A 16,581-nucleotide genomic window follows, 5' to 3' on the forward strand; every position below is an offset into this window, starting at 1 on the left:
GCCTGTTCCGCCGCCCGAGGCCGGGCTGGCTCCGGGTGGCCGGGCGGCTGCTGGTCCCCTGCGGGCTTCTCGGGACGCTCACGGGCTTGTGGATGACGGTGTTCTACACGCCCCCGAGGGGGACGGCGCTCTCCTGGCCGGGTTCCGGCTCGTCTTCGGCGTCGCCATCCCCCGCGCGGCGGCCCCGGGGGACGGGGCTCGGTCCACACGGAGCGAAGCAGGCCGTACACCAGCCCATCGTAGCCGGGAACCGGTGCCGCCCCGCCGGCCTCACCCTACGGCACGAGGACCTCGTCCCACTCGAGGATGCGCCACGCGCGCATGATGCCGTTGGCGACGAAGGGATCGCGCCTGACGAAGTCCTCCGCCGCCTGCCGGGTCGCGAAGACCGACATGGAGCCCTCCTTCTGCGGGTCGCCGAAGGTGCCGACCATCAAAAGCTCGCCGCGGGCATGAAACTCTCCCAGGAGCGCCTGGTGGGCCTCCAGGTGCGGGACCGCCCTGGTCAGCACGTCATCGGCCGGCTCGTAGAACAGGACGTACTTCACGTGGCCTCCTCGATCGCCTCTCAAGCGGGTGCGGCCACCATGATCCGCTTCCGGCCCGTGCGTTCCGGAGGCCCGGATCGCACACGGCGGCCTGCCCCTAACGCTCGAAACGGCGCACGGGGGCCGGAGCGCAGGAGGCCACGTTCCAGAGGGAGTGATCCAGCGCCAGGTCGGCCACCACGATGGGCGCCCCGAACGCCCGCTGCGCGCGTGCGGCCCTGGCACGCCAGGAAGGGCCTAGACGGCTCAGGAGGGCATGCGGGTCGCGCGGCACCACCACGAGGTACCACGCCGGGACCGGCCGCCGGACGACGCTCAGCAGGGTGAGGGCCCGGCAGGGCACGAGCCTCAGCTCGGCGACCTCCGGCCAGGCGAGCTGGACGCCGCCGAGCACCCGCATGCCGTCCTCGTCCAGGACCAGGACCGGCTCTCGCGAGCGCGGCGTGATCGTGACCAGCGCGTTGACGGCCCCGAGCGCGAGCGCGCAGCTCACCAGCTTCAGCAGCGTCACAAGCACTGGCCCTCCGCCCACCCGGCCGGCGGCCGTCCACACCAGCGCCGCTCCGGCCGCCGACGCCGTGGCCGCTGCGAGATGGATCGCCAGGCCACGCCCGCGGTACCGGACCGTGACCGTTCGTCCGGGTGCGAGGCTTCCCACGCCGGCCGGCCCCAGCGCCACCAGGGCGTTGGCCAGCTCCATGCGTCCCAGCACGAGCATGCGGGGCAGGTACATCACCCCCTTGGCCACCAACGCGACCAACATCACCAGGCTCGCCAGGACGGCGATCAAGAGCAGCAAGGCGAACGTGAGCCATGCCGCGATCTCCAGCGCGCCGAGTGCGTCGAAGTCCAGGGACGGCAGCGGCATCACGGCGGCCAGCACGACTATGGGCACCGGCGCCACCACCAGCCAGCTGACCGGTATCCACGCTCGGTCGAGCACGCTGCCGGCGTAGCGGGCGGCGACGGCCGCGATGCCGGGGTCGGGATGCCCGCGCAGGCGCAAGCCGGCCACCAGCAACCGCCGGCGGGTGCGCCGGTCCAGCCGCCGCCACCGGCGGCGTGCCTCCCGATGGTCCTGCCGGCCGATCGTCGTCGTCATCATCATTCCCTCTCCTCACAGACGTCCTCACAGATGGGCATGCCGCCACGCATGCGTGCCAGGCGATCGCCGACTTCGGCCAGCCGGCGCTCCACCTCGGCGGCGACAGCGGGCGCAAGGCGGTCGCGAACCGTCATGAACCGCTCCCAGACGGCGACCGCCTCGGCGGTGGCCAGGTCCAGCACCAGCCGCCGCCCCCGCTGGAAGGCCTCGTCCACCACGGCCCGGCGGTCCCGGGCCAGAGCCGACGCGAGCGCCGCGGCGTCCTGGTCCATCGCGTCCCGCAGACCGCCGGCGGCCAGGACGGCCATGGCCGGCCACACCGGGAAGGCCGCCGGGAGACCCGGCGACACCTGCGGCGGCAGCAGCGCGAAGCCGGCGCCGAGCACCGCGGCGGTGCCGAGCAGCAGCGCCGCGCGACGGCCGGGCGGCAGGTCACGCCAGTGCAGCGCCAGCAGCGGCCCGAACCACAGCAGGAACAGCTCGAACGGCAGCCGCGCGACCCCCGACGTCTCGGTGTTGACCATGCCCGCCGTCGAGGCGATCGCGTCCACCGCGCCCAGAGCCAGCCCGGCGGTCACGAGCGCGGCCGGCGGGCGGGTACGGCGGTGCGCCCACCAGGCCGCCCCCACCTCCAGCGCCGCGACCGGCACGGTCACGGCCGGCGGCACCGCCTCGAAGCTGGGCAGCGAGTGGCACAGCGCCCCGGCGGCGGCCAGCAGGAACGCGATCGGCCCGAGGTCCGGCAGCCGGACCGGCGCCGCCGCGTCGGCGGGCACCACCAGGGGTGTCCCGTTCAGCAGCAGCCGCTGCTCGCCGCCGACGGGCCGGGGCTCCGGCACGTCGACCACGACCACGCCGGAGGGCGAGGCGGCATCCAGGAGGCGTTCCAGCGCGGTCACCTGGGCGGTGGTGAGCAGCAGCGTCCCCGCGCCGGGGGACGGGCGCAGGTCGGCGTCGGCGGCCAGCCAGGGGCTGCGCGCGTTGTGGACGCGCTGCCAGCGCAGGAGCGCGGTGCCCAGGTAGGTGGCCTGCCGGGAGCAGGATTCCGCAAGCGCGGCCTTCCACGCGGGCAGCGGCGAGGGAACCGCCGCCCGCCCGGGGACGGCCAGCAGCGGCGCGGTCCTGGCCAGCACGTCCACGACCGAGTCGGCACCCATGGCGACGCTGTTCTGCCCGGCCAGCTCCGCCGTACCGGCCTCGGCCGCGACGCGCGCGCGGGCCAGGCGCTCCAGTACGGCCAGCCGGGCGGCGAGGTAGCGGGCGGCGGCGAGCCCGGCCCCGGCGGTGGCGACCGGCCACAGCACCGGCGCCGGTCCCGGCGGGCGTCCGGCGGCGAGCAGAAGCGCCGCGATCGCCGCGCCGACGAGCAGCGGCAGCAGGAGCGCCGGGCGCCCGCGCCGCAGGCCCGCCTCCAGCGCCAGCGGGGCGGTGATCAGCACCGCCGCGTCGTAGGGGAACCCGACGACGAGCGACCAGGCGGCGGCGTCCGCGACGTCGGCCACGGCGCGCGGCCACAGGCGCGCCCTCCCGGAGCGGCGCAGCCGGCGGGCGACCAGCACGTCGTAGGCGGCGCAGCCCGCGAGCGCCGGCCCCGCGAGCTGCCAGGGCGTGGACGGCTCGGCCGCCAGGACGGCGGCCACGCCGAACCGGACGCACAGCCGTCCCCACAGCACGTACCGGTGGCGCAGCCGGTGAACGGCGTGCCCCATGGCCTCGGCCAGGGCGCCGGGAGCCGCCGCGGGCTCACGCATCGGGCCGTCCCGGCTTCACGCGGGTGGCCCACGCCAGGAACCGGGCGATCTGCGTGACGGACGGCATGTCCTGCGGCCGGTCCGGAACCCGCCCGTCCCTGGTGACCGGCGTGAGCCGGGCGTGGGCGTTGAAGTCGCGGCGCAGACGCAGCCACGCGCGGCTGCGTGGGCTGTCCCGGACGGCCAGCCGGTCGGGGATCCCGTGGTCGAGCGCGTAGGCGACCGCCCGGTTGACCGTGGAGACCCGGCTGACGCCGAGCCGGGCCATCGACTCGGGATCCACCGGCCCGGGTACGGCCGGCCGTACCGGATGCGCGGCCAGGACCGCCTCGTACAGGACGGCGACGTCGGCGAGCTGGGCGCGGTGGTAGAACAGGTCGGCGCGGGCCTCGCGCATCCGGCGGCGCAGCGCGTCGTCGAAGAAGTGGCCGGTCACCACCATGATCCGGGTCTGGCCCGCGGTCCGGTGGCGGCGGATGGCCTCCACGACGGCGACGCCCGGGAACTGGTCGTCCCGGCGGCGCTCGTCGGCGGCGTCGACGATCGCGAGATCGACCTCGTGCGCCGACCACTCCTCCGCCCACTCCAGCGCCCGGCCATGGTCGAGCGCCGCCACCACCCGCACCCGCGGGTGGTCGGCCAGCAGGCTCGCCATGCCGCGCCTGCTGATGTCGTCGTCCTCCACCACCACGACCCGCCGTGGACGGTCCGTTCGCTCGTGCACGCGCCATCGCCTCCCGAGAAGCGATGATCGCCGAACGGCGTGCCGTGATCGAGCGGAACCCGATCTTTCACCGGCCGATCGTGACGAGCGCGGTGGGGCGGCGGTCGGCATGGCCCCGCAGCGTAAGCCCGCCGGCCGCGCGATCACGATGATCGGAACGCGCACCCGCCGATCAGCCGGCGGGCGGGTTCACCCGGCGCGCTTGTCCGCGTAGGGGGACCAGCCGCACTCCTCGCATACGGCGTACGCGCCGATGACGTAGGCGCCCGTGCCGGCGAAGGCGTAGATGGTGGCCGTGTCGAGGGTGCTCTTGAGACAGCGGGCGCACCACTCCTGGCGGATCTCGCCGAGACTGACCGTGATGTCGTCGTCGACGTCGTCGCTCTTCGGCTGGGGGATCATGCGGTCTCCTTCGCGGGTACGGCTGTCGCCTCGGCGAGGAACAGCCCGATCGGCCAGTGCCCTGTCCCAGCTTCTCCCCCTCGTATCGTCCGCGGCGGCGCCGGTGCAACAGCGAGATGACGTCGCCGCCGGTCAGGGGCCCGCGGGGGCTGCGGCGGACGCGCGGTAGGGCCTGCTCTACCGCCGACACGGTTGCTCGCCGGATTCTGGGCGGGGCCGCGGATCCGTAGCCTCGCGGCCATGGATCTCATCGGCGCGGCCATCTGGGCCGTCTTCCTGATCGCACTGGTCGTCTCCGTCGTCGCCCGGGTCCGCGGGCGCACCACGCTGGGGTTCGACGTCCGCCGGCCGGGGCTCGGACTCGAGATCGGCTGCGGGTTATTGATCGTCACCGTCGCGATGTCCTTACTGTTCGCCGCGCTCGTCGCCGCGGGCGGCACCGAGGTCGTCTCGGTCACCGTACGCGGCGATGTGTTGTGGCACGGCTTCACCGCGTTCCTGAGCTGGGCCGTCCTGGAGGAGATCGTCAGCCGCATGGGGCTGCTGATCGCCCTGCTCGTCCTCACCGGCAGGCCCTGGGTCGCCCTGGCCGTCAGCTCGGCGCTCTTCGGCGCCATGCACCTGGCGGACGGGGACGGCAGCGTGCTGGGCGCGGTCAGCAGCACCGTGGGCGGGCTGATGTACGGGCTCGCGCTGCTGCGGACCGGGCGGCTGTGGATGCCCATCGCCATGCACTTCGCGTGGAACTTCGTCCAGGGAACGCTGCTCGGCTACCCCGTCAGCGGCGAGCACCGCCTGGGCGTGCCCTTCCTGGCCGAACACGACGTGATCGGCGGCCTGCTGACCCTGCGCGACCACGGCCCCGACCTGCTCACCGGCGGCGCCTACGGGCCGGAGGCCGGCCCGCTGTCCCTCGCTGCCCGGTTCCTCATCATCGCCGGCGTGCTCTTCGCCACCCGGACGATCCAACGCCACCGCACCCTGCTGCGCTCCGCCGCCCCCGCCCGCCGACGCGCCGGGCTGCCGTCAGCGGTGGCCGGAGGGCCTCCGTCGGGCGATCCAGATCGCCAGACCGGTGCGGTCGCGTAAGGACAGCTTGCGCAGGCAGCTGGAGATGTGGTTCTTCGCCGTGCCTTCCGTGATGTGCAGGCGACGGGCGATCTCCCGGTTGGAGGCGCGAGCGCCTGTGACCTTCCGATCCGTGAGATCCGAGCAGTGCGGGCTCAGCGGCTGCGGACCGCCGCCGAGTCGGGGTCGGCCATCAGGGAGGAGGAGTCGACCGCCTCCAGGTCGGAGCCCTTGATCAGGCCCAGCGCCCGCAGCTGGTCGTTGTCCCAGCGCTCGTCCGGCGTGCCGCTGATGTACCAGCTGGAGCCGTTGTCGGCGACGATGAGCCCGTGCTTCTTCATGGCCTCGGCGATCACCCTGGCCTGCCGGGGCAGCCTGCTCGTGTCGAAGCCGGCCCGAAGCCGCAGCCGCAGGCCCATGGGCGGCAGGGCGGGGTCCGTGCTGCCGGAGGCGAAGTGGCGCGCCGGCCACACGTACTTCTTCTGGCTGCGCGGGACCGTCACGCGGATGGCGTGGTCGATGCGCCCGGCGGCGACCTCCTCGTAGCGGACCAGGCCGGGCGCGATGGGCAGTCCGGCCGCGTCGGCGGAGGTCCAGCCGGCGGGGCGCAGCTTGTTGGACTTCAGGTCGAACACCGCGCCCGACCCGGCCCGCCATCCCCCGTCCGGCCGGGGGTAGGCCGCGTAGAGCTCATACAGCTTGCAGGTTCCGGTGCCGACGACCAGGACGTGCCGGTCGCCGTCGCTGTTCGGTCCGCCTTCGATGCGCGCGTCGCGTGGAACGGGGTAGGGCCCCTTGTCGCTCTCGCCGGCGTACTCGAAGGAGACCGGGACCTTGGGCTGCCCGGGCTTGACGTAGGTGATCGGGATTCCGATGGGCCCGCCGTCCCACAGGCCCGCTCCGAAGTCGGCCTTGACCTTGCGGGTCGGGCCGACGCTCGAGATGTACGCCTGGCTGCCGGGGTGCCGGGGCAGCTTCGACACGTCCGCATGCCAGAAGCTGTCGGCCGGGGTGTTCGGGCAGCCGCCCAGCGGGACGCCGGCGGGCGCCGCAATCTGCCGCGTGGCGGACCGGGCGGACGCCGGCGGCGCGGTCAGGGCGCCTGCCGCCGCGGCCGACAGAGCGATGCCCACGACGGCTGCCGCGATCGGAGTGGATCTGGTCATGGGACCGAGCCTGCCAAGGGCATGGAACCCCGGCAACCGTAGTGACACAAGTGCTGTATGCCGGATTTACCGGATTTATGCGCTTTTATACGGTGGACTTGCGGCGTTTCATCCCTGCCGGGGCCGGCGCAGGAAGTCCGACAGGCCCTCCAGCAGCCGGTCGACGTCCGCGGTGTCGTTGTACGGGGCCAGGCCGGCACGCAGTCCGCCGCCGTCGCCCAGCCCGAGCCGGCGAGAGGCCTCCAGCGCGTAGAAGCTGCCGGACGGCGCGTCGACGCCGCGTTCCGCGAGGAAGCGGTAGGCGTCGTGGGTGCTGCGGCCTTCGATGGTCAGCAGCAGCGTGGGCGTGCGCTCGGCCGCCCGCGAGTGCACCGTGATCTGTTCCAGCTCGGCCAGCCCCTGCTCGATGCGCAGCCGCAGAGCGTCCTCGTGGGCCTCCAGCGCCGCGAACGCGGCCACGAGCCGCTCCCGGCGCGTGCCGCCCGCGAGCGGGCTCAGCCCGGCCAGGAAGTCGACGGCGGCACGGGTGCCCGCCAGGAACTCGTACGGCAGCGTGCCGTACTCGAAGCGCTCGGGCACGACGTTCGTCGCGGGCAGCAGCTTGTCCGGCCGGAGGGTTTCCAGCAGGTCGGGGCGGGCGGCGAGGACGCCCAGGTGGGGGCCGAGGAACTTGTACGGCGAGCAGGCGAAGAAGTCCGCGCCGAGCCGCGCGAGGTCGACGGAGGCGTGCGCGGTGTAGTGGACCCCGTCGACGTAGAGCAGGGCCCCGGTCCGGTGGACCAGCCGGGCGATCTCGCCGATGGCCGGGCGGGTGCCGAGAAGGTTGGAGGCGGCGGTAACCGCGACCAGGCGGGTGCGCTCGGACAGCACGGCCTCGATGGCCTCGGGAGGCAGTTCGGCCGTCGCGGGGTCGAAGTCGGCCCACCGGACCGTGGCGCCCGCCTGCGCCGCCGCCTGGACCCATGGCCGGATGTTGGCGTCGTGGTCCAGGCGGGTCACGACGACCTCGTCACCCGGCGCCCAGGTCTTGGCGAGGGTGCGGGAGAAGTCGTAGGCCAGCTGGGTGGCGCTGCGCCCGAAGACGATGCCGGAGGGGTCGGCGCCCAGCAGGTCCGCCATCGCCTGCCGGGCGCCGGTCACGGTGGCCTCGGCGTTGCGCTCTCCGAGCGTCACCGTGCCCCGGTTGGACAGCGGCCCGGCCAGGGCGTCGGCGATGGCCTCGATGACGGGCCGCGGCGTCTGGGTGCCGCCGGGCCCGTCGAAGTGGGCCGTACCGGCCTTCAGGGCGGGGAACTGCGCGCGGACGGCGGCGACGTCGTAGGTCACGAGGACTCCTTGCACGAGAGGTGAGGCGGCCGGGCCGGCGAGCGCCTCGGAGTGCTCACGATCTCATCGTTGTGGGCCCCACCCGAAGCGGTCAAATGCCGTCAGTTCTTGATCCCGGTCAGCGTGACCCCTTCGATGAGGTAGCGCTGCAGGAAGGAGGACTGTGCGATGAGTGGAGGCGGCATGCCCTCGTGCGGGGGCAGGACGGAGCCCGCGCACGAGGGCCGTCCCGGTCTCAGCAGTTGGGGATCACGGTCCCGTTGTTGTCGCGGGCCTCGTCGTTGCCCCAGCGGCTGAGGTAGTAGGCCGAGACGTAGGCGCCCCAGCCGTTCTTGCCCGGGTAGACGATGTCGAGATCGGTCTTGAGCCACCAGTGGTTGTAGTTGCCCTGGCCGTCGCGGATCTCCTGGCCCCAGACCTTGCAGAAGACGTAGTTGGTGCCCGCCTTCAGCACGCCCTGCGCGTCACCGGTGTTGGGACCCGCGTAGCCGGTGGCGTCGGCGAAGGTGTCGACCCAGTACTTCGCCGGACCGCCGCATCCGTTGTCGCTGGTCAGGTAGCGCTGGTTGTAGTACGGCGGGTACGGCGCGAGCGAGCCGCCGTTGATGACGATCGTCTGGCCGACGCCGTTGTAGAGCTGCTCGTAGTGGATGTGCGGCCCGCTGGACGCGCCGGTCGAGCCGGTGATCCCGATCTGCTGCCCCTGCGCGACCCAGACGCCGTGCCCGACCGAGAAGGAGGCGAGGTGGAAGTAGTAGGTCTTCCAGCCGCCGCCGTGGTCGATCACGATGTAGTTGCCCGCGCCGCCCGCCTCCCAGTAGCGGTAGGCGGTTCCGGCGGCCGAGGCGAGCACGGGGGTGCCGCCGGTCGCCCCGCCGTCCGACCTGACGAAGTCGAGGGCGAGGCGGACTTCGGCGGAGTGGTGGCTGTAGGTCCAGGTCTGCCCGCACGGGAAGGGCGCCTTGAACACGGGCGCCGCGTGGGCGGGTAAGGCGATGAGAAAGCTCGCCAGCAGCAGGAGTGTGGCGGTGAGGGTACGGGTGACGATACGCATCGGGGCCTCCTACGCCGGCAGCCAGGGGAACTCGTCGAGTCGGTCGCGCACCTGCGCGGGCAGCGCGGGCTCGACCAGAGAGCGGATCCGGGCGACTTCGGCGCGCGCCCGGTCCGGGTCGCCGTTGAACAACTCGTAGGGAGTCGGGATCGGCAACGGCAGCGGCGGGCCGTGCGGTACGCGGGGCGGCTGCTGGATCAGCAGGTCGCCGCCGCCGGTCACCGCGTCGGGGTCGATGTCGTAGGCGTGGTCGCCCATGAAGTAGCCGGCGATCCCGTTGGCGAAGCCCAGCAGGTTGGTGATCGGGTTCTCGGAGTGGCAGATGCCGTCGTTCCTGTTGCAGATCTCCATCACGCGCAGCGAGCCGAAGCCGCGCGAGCCGCGCATGGTGATGCCGGGGACGACGGTGGGCAGGTTGCTCTCGATCCCGCCCGGCCCGCCGCCTGCGCCCGGGCGGCGCGGGTCGCCGTACAGCACGCCGTTGAGCTGGGCGTGCGGGATGCCGGCCGAGCCGGACAGGGCGTGCAGGACGTCTCCGGCGACGATCGCGCCCTGGGAGTAGCCGGAGATCGTGATGTGGCTGCCCGGGCAGGCGGCGTGGAAGTCGCGGACCGCGCGGTCGAGCTTGGCGACGCCCTCGGCGACGGATTCGTCCATGGAGACCGGGTCGCCGGGGTAGGGCGCGATGGACGCCGAATAGCGGATCTTGGTGAAGCTCACGCCAGGCGGGAGTGTGGCGTTGCTCGCGTCGTAGACCCTGGCCTCAGGATCGAGGTGGCCGCCGACCTCGAAGATCATCTTGGTGGCGCACGTCTGCGCGCCGGCCGGTGCCGGTAAGCCGGCGACCGTCATGGCCGCCATGACGGCGGCTAAGGCTGCCCTGCCCGCTCTCATGATGCCTCCATCCGAGGAGAAATCGATTGCTGAGCTGACTATAGAGCGGGCCTACTATCGCGTACAGTCATGTACGTAAATTGGTCCTGTCAATGCCTCGGTCTGATGCCCGCCGGATCCTCGGCTAAGGAAACAGGCTTAGGGAAACAGCCGCCTGGCCAGCCCGGCCAGGGGCTCCTCCAGGGCGGTCAGCCCGTCGACGTCGCCCGCCACCAGCTTGGCCGTGACGAGCTGGGCCGCCGCCGCCACGAGCGCCAGGCACGCGAAGCGCTGCTCGTCGGTGGTGGCGTCGAAGAGCGCGGCGATCGCGTCGGCGAAGCGCTCCTGGTTGTGGGTACGGCGGGCCATCGCCTCCGGCCCCGCCGCGTAGACCTCGACGAGGAAGAGCCGGGCCAGCGCGGGCTCGGCGGCCAGGGCGTGGAGGTAGAGCCGCAGGAGCGCGCGGAAACGCTCGTGCGGGTCGCCGCCCCGGTCCGCCCCCTCGTCGCGCGCGGCCTCCAGCAGGCTCGTCAGGAGCTCCATCGCCTCGTCCAGGCCCTGGACGAAGCAGTCCTGCTTGGAAGAGAACTGCTGGTAGAAGGTCTCCCGCGAGACGCCGGCCCGGCGCACGATGTCGGTGACGGAGGTGCCGACGTAGCCGCGCTCCATCATCGACTCGCGCATGGCCTTCAGCATGCGTGCCCGCTGGGAGGCCACGACCTGCTCGCGGGTGAGGTGGTGACGCCCGCTGGGCAGCGAGCGGCCGGTGGCGGTCTCAGCCACGGCCGGGCCTGCGGGGACGGTCGGTCTGGACGCGCAGCGTCCTGATCGTCGTCGCGAGCATCTCGTAGTGTCCCACCAGCGTCACCAGTTCCATGGTGCGGACCTCGCCGAGGGCCGCACGTAGATCCTCCCACGTCCGGTCGTCGAGGTCGCGCCGCTCGTGGAGCTGGTCGACGGCGAGGAGGACGAGCCGCTCGCGCGCCGCCCAGCCGGGCGCCTGCGGGCCCTCGCGCACCCGTGAGGGGTCGCCGACGCCGGCGCGCAGCGCCAGCCGCCGATGGTGCTCGAACTCGTAGTCGCACCCGCACAGATGCGCGACACGGAGGATGGCCAGCTCGGTGAGGCGGCGGGGAAGCCTGCCGCCCGGCATGAGCCGGCCGGCGAACAGCAGCCAGCCCCAGAACAGCCGCCGGTGGCGGCCGAGCGTCAGGAACAGGTTCGGCGGGCCGGTGCCGGCGACGCGCCCGGCCGCCGCGCTGAACAGCCAGACGGGCCAGCCGACCTCGCGCCGCCGTCCCGGCGCGATCCGCGGCCCCGCCGACGCGCCCCCGGCGTCACCGCCGTTCCCGGTTTCACCGCCGTTCCCGGTTTCACCGACGTTCCCGGTTTCACCGACGTTCCCGGTTTCACCGACGTTCCCGGTTTCACCGCCGTTTCCGGCCTGCCCTGTCACCGGGGCTCCAGCGCGCGCGTCAGCAGGTCGTTCATGGCCCGCATGATCACCACGTAGACCGGCGGGCAGAACCGTTCCGCCCAGTGCAGCAGCCGTACCCGGGTCGAGGTGTGGACGAGATAGCGGTCGCGCGCCACTCCGCGCAGGATCGCTCGCGCCGCCTCCTCCGGCGTCGCGGCGCTCTTGCGGAAAAGCTCCTGGAGCCGCCTGAACGCCGGGCTGTAGCGGTCGACGCCGGCGATCTCCACGGTCTCGGTCAGCGGCGTGTCCACCGCGCCGGGACAGACCAGCGTCACCCGGATGCCGTGGCGGCGCAGGTCGAACCTGAGCACCTCGGACACCCCGCGCAGGCCGTACTTGGCCGCGCTGTAGGCGGCGTGCCAGGGCAGCCCCACCAGCCCGGCCGCCGAGGAGACGTTGACCAGGTGCCCGCCCCTCCCCGCCGCGATCATGGCGGGCACGAAGCACTCGATGACGTGGATCGGCCCCATCAGGTTGACCTCGACCATGGCACGCCACTGGTCGTGCCGCAGGTTCTGGACGGTCCCCCAGGTGGAGATGCCCGCGATGTTCATCACGACGTCCATGGGCCCGGCCACGGCGTGGATCTCCTCGGCCAGCCCCCGCACCTGGGCGAGGTCGGAGACGTCGGCGGTCTTCGCGAGCAGCGCTCCGGCCTCGGAGGCGACGCTCGCCAGCCCGCCGGCGTCGCGGTCGGTGAGGTACAGCTCGGCCCCCGCGCGGGCGGCCAGCAGGGCGGTGGCGCGGCCGATGCCGCTGGCCGCGCCGGTGATGAGCACGCGGCGGCCATGGAGGGTGGTCATGCCCTCGACGCTAGCATTGAAGAACATTCATGTACATCAATGGGAACTCCCCGTGCGCGCACGACGCCCTGACCGCGTCGCCCTCCCTGACGAGCTGCCCCCAGCCCGTGGGCAGCAGCAGCGGCCACCGGCCCGGAGCGCGGGTGGACAGCGTGCCGCTGGGGCCGTCCCAGGTGATGCCGGCCATGGCCTCCAGCACCGACCAGCCGGCCATCGCTCGCACGTAGTGGTCGCCGCATTCGATCTGGTTGTAGGGGTTGCGCCGCCGCCCGTCGTAGCGCGCCCACAGCCCGTGGAGGATGGCCTCGGCCTCCTCCCGCAGCCCCTCCCACAGGCAGTGCGCGGCGACCTGGTACTCGCTGCCCGTCCACACCTCGTCGCAGTACCTGGTCGGCACCTCCGGCCTGCCGCCGTGCGGCCAGGTGCACATCAGCAGCCCGGTGTCGTCGCGGTCGGCGAAGACGCGGTAGGGGTGCTCGAAGCCCTCGAAACCGGTGCGCAGGTTGTGGCGGACGATCGCGCGCAGCGCGCTGCGCACGTGGTCGCGCGGCAGCAGGTGGCCCAGGCCGAGCTGGTGGGCCCACCACTGGCCGATGAGCTGGTCGGACAGGCACCCGGCGCCCCACTGGAACTCCGGGGAGTCACCCTCCTCCAGGACCTGGACGTAGTACTCCCCGTTGAACAGCGCCTCGTCGTAGCGGACGCTGCCCTTGCCGAACAGCTCGCGCAGCTCGGCGGCGAACCCCGGCTCGCCCGCGAGCTCCGCCATGCGCTCGGCCGCGCGCAGCGCCGCCAGCCACAGCGTGCCCATGAAGGGGTTGAGCCCGCACAGGTCGATGTCGTGGGTGGAGGGCTGGACACCGGTCAGCGTCCCGGTGCCGTCTGGGTCCCACTTCCCGCGCACGTGGGCCAGCAGCCGCTTCACACCGGGCCAGTAGGCGGCCAGGTCGGCGCCGTGCCGTACCTCGCGGTAGGTCTTCAGCACCGCGCCGAGCATCCCGTCCAGCGCGGGCTCGGCCGGGCCGCCGATGGGGACGTCCCACAGCTGGCGCAGGTAGGCCGGGACGATCACCCGGTGCGGCAGGTACCCCTCGGGCGCCTGCATGACCTCGAACTCCGTGGCCCGCATGCTCCGCTCCAGCTCGGGGAAGAGCCGGGCGGCGGCCTGGGCGTAGTTCCACACGTGCGTGCAGTTCAGCGGGCACGAGCCGCCGACGTCGCCCGACCACATGACCGTGGAGGCGCCGAGCACGCCCTCGAAGCCGAAGAACGCGCCGTCGGCGCTCAGGAAGCACGACGGGCTGCGCAGGATGGCCGCCTGCGCGGCCAGGTGCTCGACCGCGAGCGGGGGCAGGCTGCTGCCGGTGAGCGTGTCGACCCAGGCCAGCGAGTCGTCGCGCAGGCTCGTCCAGTCGCGCTGGATCTCGGCGGCGACCTCGACGGCGTCGGCGAAGCGGGTCGCGTAGGCGTTGCCGAGCCAGAACCGCGTCGGCCCCCACTGCGGATTGGGCGGGCCGAACTGCACGAAGTTGGCATACCTGTTGGGGAAGTGCCAGGCCAGGCAGATCCGGACCTGGAACTCCTCGCCCGGCTCCAGCACGGCGGGCACGACCAGGCCGCCGTTCCACGTCTGGCCGGGCGGGCTGGGCGCGAATCCGCCGGCCGGGCCGCTGGCCTGGTAGTCGGCCGACCAGCCGGCATGCCGTACCCGGTCGGCGTCGCCGTAGACGGCCCGCGCGGCCATGAAGGCGAGGAACTCGTCGGGATGGGCCCACTGCGGGAGCACCGCGGCCCGCGCGGAGTCGGCGCTCAGCACCGCCTGGCCCGCGCCCGGCGCGGCCGGGTCGACGGCCGTGTTGTCCATCACCAGCGCGGTCCAGCCGTCCTTGCGCCGCACCCGGTTGGTGTTGCCGCCGTAGCCCGCCGCGCGCACCCCGTCGACGGGCGTGGCGCCGTCGTGCCCCACGGGGTTCTGGACGGCGGCGCCGAGCCACACCTGCGCCGGCAGGCCGCCGGCGTTGACGATCGTGAAGGTGAACAGCGCGGCCGGCAGCGAGCTGCGCTCGACGTCGAGCGGGACCAGCGGGTTGAAGGCCTCCATGCGCACGCGGACGGGCAGCCCGTCGTCGTGGTAGTCCAGGTGCGCGAAGGGATACACGCCGCGGAAGGTCGTCGCCGCCACGCCCGCGTGGCGGCGCAGCAGCTCCCGCTGCCACTGCGGCACGTGGTCGTCGTTGACCAGCGGCGTGGCCGTCGTGCCCGGTTCCGGCGGCGGCGCCTGGAGGATGACGGTCCTGTCGAACGGCGGCTCCCACCGGCTCACGCGCAGCGCGAAGAAGCTGTACGGCAGGTCGCCGCGATGGTTGCCCACGTTCTGGAGCTGCCACTGCCGCAGCGCGCCGTCGGCGCAGACCGCCAGGTTGCCGGTTCCGATGCCGCCGAGCGGCATGGCCACGTGCCGCCCCTCGTCGTGCGGTATGGCCCTCATTTGAGCCCCGTGATCCGGACGCCTGCGATGATCTGCCGCTGGAAGATCAGGAACAGCACGATGACCGGCAGCGCCGCCAGCGTCGAGCCGGCCATGAGCAGCCCCATCTCCGAGGCCCGGTCGGAGCGGAAGGTGGCCAGGTACTGCTGCACCTGGAACAGCTCCGGGTCGGTGATGGTCAGCACCGGCCAGACGTAGGCGTTCCAGAAGGCCAGGAACGAGGTCGCGCCCACGACGACGAAGGCGCCCTTGGACAGCGGGACGAAGATGCGGGTGAAGATCCGCCACGGCCCCGCGCCGTCGAGCTGCGCGGCCTCCTCCAGCGCGACGGGGACGCCGAGGTAGTACTGGCGCAGGAAGAACACCTGCATCCCCGAGGCGGCGCCGGGGATGACCAGCACCGCGAGCGTGTCGAGCATGCCCAGCTGCGTCACCACCACGAACGAGGTCAGCATGATCGCGATGCCGGGGATGAACATCGTGGTGATGACCACGACCCAGAGGATCCGCTTGAAGGCGAAGTCGAGCCGCGCGAAGGCGTAGGCGCCCAGCGCGTTGACGGTCAGGCTCAGCGCGGCGAACAGCACGGCGCCCGCGAACGTGACGCCGAGCGAGCGCAGGAAGGACTCGTCGGCCAGCAGCTGGGTGTAGTTGTCCCAGCGCCACACCTCCGGGAAGAACTGGAACGGCGTGGCCACGACCTCGGTCTTGGCCTTGAACCCGGCGACGGCCATCCAGGCCAGGGGGAAGACGGCGGCCACGACGAACAGCGCGGCGATGCCGTACCTGAGGATCCAGCCGAGCAGCCTGGTCATCCGTCCACCGCCTTCTCCGAGCGGACGAGCCTGAAGATGAGCGCGGACACCGCACCGAGCACGGCGAACAGCAGCAGCGCGGCGGCGATGGAGTAGCCGATGTACAGGTCGTTGGTGAAGTGGCGGAAGATGAACAGGTTGGGCAGCGTGGTGGAGTCCACGGGCCCGCCCTGGGTCATGATCAGCGGCAGCACCAGGAACTGCAGCGACGCTGCGAAGCCGGTGACCAGCAGGAACAGGATGATGTTCTTCATCAGCGGCAGCGTGATCTTGAACATCTTGGTCCACGGCCCGGCCCCGTCCAGCGAGGCGCACTCGTAGTACGCCTCGGGGATGTCGAGCAGCCCGGCCAGCATGATCAGCGAGGCCACGCCCATGCCGATCCAGATGGCGGGCACGGCCACGGCGGGCAGCGCGGTGGACGTCTCGCCCAGCCAGGCGGTGTCCTCGCGGCCGAGCAGGCCGAGGAACCAGTTGAGGATGCCGCCACGGTAGGCGTAGATCAGCGAGAAGACGATCGCCGCGATCACCTCGGAGATCACGGCGGGGATGTAGATCGTGACCTTCAGCACCGCCGCCGTCTTGCGGCTGACCGACTTCACCAGGTTGGCGAACAGGAAGGCTACCGCCACCTGCGCGGGCACCACCATCGCGGTGAACGCCAGCCCCCGCACCACCGAGTCGACGAACTCCTGGTCGGTCAGGACCGTGAGGTAGTTCTCCAGCCCGACGAAGACCGGCGCCTCGTAGAAGCTCCAGGTGTAGAAGCTGATGTAGACCGCGTGCAGCAGCGGCCAGATCACGAAGATCCCGAGCAGGATCAGCAGGGGCGCCAGCATGATCAGCGCCGCCTTGGTCTCCCTTCGCCGGCCGCGGCCCGCGGGCCTGCCCCTGCTCCGGGTGTCGCGGGCGGGGGCACGCAGCGTCGTCACAGCCACGCCGCACTCCTTTCTCCGATGTTTCTCCGAAGCGCTCCAAAAC

The 16,581-nt window shown here is 72.6% G+C and carries 17 protein-coding genes; 1 reads left to right on the forward strand and 16 read right to left on the reverse strand.

Features of this window, described 5'->3' with window-relative positions; all coding sequences use genetic code 11:
- Positions 1-275: 275 nt before the first annotated feature.
- From BSB02_RS14045 to BSB02_RS14065, 5 genes are all read right to left on the reverse strand, one after another.
- Complete coding sequence (locus tag BSB02_RS14045; protein ID WP_084959226.1) at positions 276-548, reverse strand: YciI family protein; 273 nt, start codon at positions 546-548, stop codon at positions 276-278.
- 97 nt (positions 549-645) lie between these two features.
- Positions 646-1,656: a hypothetical protein gene (locus BSB02_RS14050; RefSeq protein ID WP_084959227.1), complete on the reverse strand. Its 1,011-nt coding sequence runs from the start codon at positions 1,654-1,656 to the stop codon at positions 646-648.
- On the reverse strand, positions 1,653-3,404 hold the full coding sequence (locus BSB02_RS14055) for a hypothetical protein (protein ID WP_084959228.1): 1,752 nt from the start codon (positions 3,402-3,404) through the stop codon (positions 1,653-1,655). Before BSB02_RS14055 ends, BSB02_RS14050 begins: the two co-directional genes overlap by 4 nt.
- The gene (locus BSB02_RS14060) at positions 3,397-4,128 is read right to left on the reverse strand and encodes a response regulator (protein ID WP_158088627.1); all 732 of its coding nucleotides are present in this window, start codon (positions 4,126-4,128) and stop codon (positions 3,397-3,399) included. Before BSB02_RS14060 ends, BSB02_RS14055 begins: the two co-directional genes overlap by 8 nt.
- Positions 4,129-4,317: 189 nt before the next feature.
- Positions 4,318-4,530: a hypothetical protein gene (locus tag BSB02_RS14065; RefSeq protein ID WP_084959230.1), complete on the reverse strand. Its 213-nt coding sequence runs from the start codon at positions 4,528-4,530 to the stop codon at positions 4,318-4,320.
- Positions 4,531-4,770: 240 nt separating this feature from the next.
- On the opposite strand from BSB02_RS14065, the gene BSB02_RS14070 reads away from it, so the two are divergent.
- Positions 4,771-5,619, forward strand: a complete 849-nt coding sequence (locus tag BSB02_RS14070; protein WP_084959231.1) for a CPBP family intramembrane glutamic endopeptidase — start codon at positions 4,771-4,773, stop codon at positions 5,617-5,619.
- Here the strand turns inward: BSB02_RS14070 and BSB02_RS43505 are convergent.
- The 11 genes from BSB02_RS43505 to BSB02_RS14125 form a co-directional block, all read right to left on the reverse strand.
- Positions 5,557-5,868 carry a response regulator transcription factor gene (locus tag BSB02_RS43505; RefSeq protein ID WP_084959281.1) on the reverse strand — a complete coding sequence of 104 codons (312 nt, stop codon included), beginning with the start codon at positions 5,866-5,868 and terminating at the stop codon, positions 5,557-5,559. The genes BSB02_RS14070 and BSB02_RS43505 overlap by 63 nt on opposite strands.
- Entirely contained in the window at positions 5,754-6,764 is a 1,011-nt protein-coding gene (locus BSB02_RS42200; protein WP_240506409.1) for a hypothetical protein, read from the reverse strand. The genes BSB02_RS43505 and BSB02_RS42200 overlap by 115 nt, the downstream gene beginning before the upstream one ends.
- 108 nt (positions 6,765-6,872) lie before the next feature.
- Positions 6,873-8,090, reverse strand: a complete 1,218-nt coding sequence (locus BSB02_RS14085) for a cysteine desulfurase-like protein (RefSeq protein WP_084959232.1) — start codon at positions 8,088-8,090, stop codon at positions 6,873-6,875.
- 235 nt (positions 8,091-8,325) lie between these two features.
- Positions 8,326-9,144, reverse strand: a complete 819-nt coding sequence (locus tag BSB02_RS42205) for a M23 family metallopeptidase (RefSeq protein ID WP_084959233.1) — start codon at positions 9,142-9,144, stop codon at positions 8,326-8,328.
- A gap of 9 nt (positions 9,145-9,153) precedes the next feature.
- Positions 9,154-10,038, reverse strand: coding sequence for a PE-PPE domain-containing protein (locus tag BSB02_RS14095; RefSeq protein WP_084959234.1), 885 nt, complete (start codon positions 10,036-10,038; stop codon positions 9,154-9,156).
- A gap of 138 nt (positions 10,039-10,176) precedes the next feature.
- On the reverse strand, positions 10,177-10,800 hold the full coding sequence (locus BSB02_RS14100) for a TetR/AcrR family transcriptional regulator (RefSeq protein ID WP_084959235.1): 624 nt from the start codon (positions 10,798-10,800) through the stop codon (positions 10,177-10,179).
- Positions 10,793-11,473, reverse strand: a complete 681-nt coding sequence (locus BSB02_RS14105) for a carboxymuconolactone decarboxylase family protein (RefSeq protein WP_240506410.1) — start codon at positions 11,471-11,473, stop codon at positions 10,793-10,795. Before BSB02_RS14105 ends, BSB02_RS14100 begins: the two co-directional genes overlap by 8 nt.
- The gene (locus BSB02_RS14110; protein WP_084959236.1) at positions 11,470-12,297 is read right to left on the reverse strand and encodes an SDR family oxidoreductase; all 828 of its coding nucleotides are present in this window, start codon (positions 12,295-12,297) and stop codon (positions 11,470-11,472) included. The genes BSB02_RS14105 and BSB02_RS14110 overlap by 4 nt, the downstream gene beginning before the upstream one ends.
- A 10-nt stretch (positions 12,298-12,307) precedes the next feature.
- Positions 12,308-14,785: a GH116 family glycosyl-hydrolase gene (locus BSB02_RS14115; RefSeq protein WP_084959237.1), complete on the reverse strand. Its 2,478-nt coding sequence runs from the start codon at positions 14,783-14,785 to the stop codon at positions 12,308-12,310.
- Complete coding sequence (locus BSB02_RS14120; RefSeq protein WP_084959238.1) at positions 14,782-15,600, reverse strand: carbohydrate ABC transporter permease; 819 nt, start codon at positions 15,598-15,600, stop codon at positions 14,782-14,784. The genes BSB02_RS14115 and BSB02_RS14120 overlap by 4 nt, the downstream gene beginning before the upstream one ends.
- The gene (locus BSB02_RS14125; protein WP_206184681.1) at positions 15,597-16,538 is read right to left on the reverse strand and encodes a carbohydrate ABC transporter permease; all 942 of its coding nucleotides are present in this window, start codon (positions 16,536-16,538) and stop codon (positions 15,597-15,599) included. The genes BSB02_RS14120 and BSB02_RS14125 overlap by 4 nt, the downstream gene beginning before the upstream one ends.
- Positions 16,539-16,581 lie beyond the last annotated feature (43 nt).

Source organism: Thermoactinospora rubra (assembly GCF_002093975.1).
GTDB classification, from domain to species: domain Bacteria; phylum Actinomycetota; class Actinomycetes; order Streptosporangiales; family Streptosporangiaceae; genus Nonomuraea; species Nonomuraea rubra_A.

What these genes read in the sequence shown, in the direction of transcription:
- BSB02_RS14095 (WP_084959234.1), bottom strand. Translation starts at nt 10,038, where the DNA reads ATGAGAGCGGGCAGGGCAGCCTTAGCCGCCGTCATGGCGGCCATGACG.
- BSB02_RS14110 (WP_084959236.1), bottom strand. Translation starts at nt 12,297, where the DNA reads ATGACCACCCTCCATGGCCGCCGCGTGCTCATCACCGGCGCGGCCAGC.
- BSB02_RS14120 (WP_084959238.1), bottom strand. Translation starts at nt 15,600, where the DNA reads ATGACCAGGCTGCTCGGCTGGATCCTCAGGTACGGCATCGCCGCGCTG.
- BSB02_RS14115 (WP_084959237.1), bottom strand. Translation starts at nt 14,785, where the DNA reads ATGAGGGCCATACCGCACGACGAGGGGCGGCACGTGGCCATGCCGCTC.
- BSB02_RS14055 (WP_084959228.1), bottom strand. Translation starts at nt 3,404, where the DNA reads ATGCGTGAGCCCGCGGCGGCTCCCGGCGCCCTGGCCGAGGCCATGGGG.
- BSB02_RS14065 (WP_084959230.1), bottom strand. Translation starts at nt 4,530, where the DNA reads ATGATCCCCCAGCCGAAGAGCGACGACGTCGACGACGACATCACGGTC.
- BSB02_RS14070 (WP_084959231.1), top strand. Translation starts at nt 4,771, where the DNA reads ATGGATCTCATCGGCGCGGCCATCTGGGCCGTCTTCCTGATCGCACTG.
- BSB02_RS42200 (WP_240506409.1), bottom strand. Translation starts at nt 6,764, where the DNA reads ATGACCAGATCCACTCCGATCGCGGCAGCCGTCGTGGGCATCGCTCTG.
- BSB02_RS42205 (WP_084959233.1), bottom strand. Translation starts at nt 9,144, where the DNA reads ATGCGTATCGTCACCCGTACCCTCACCGCCACACTCCTGCTGCTGGCG.
- BSB02_RS14050 (WP_084959227.1), bottom strand. Translation starts at nt 1,656, where the DNA reads ATGATGATGACGACGACGATCGGCCGGCAGGACCATCGGGAGGCACGC.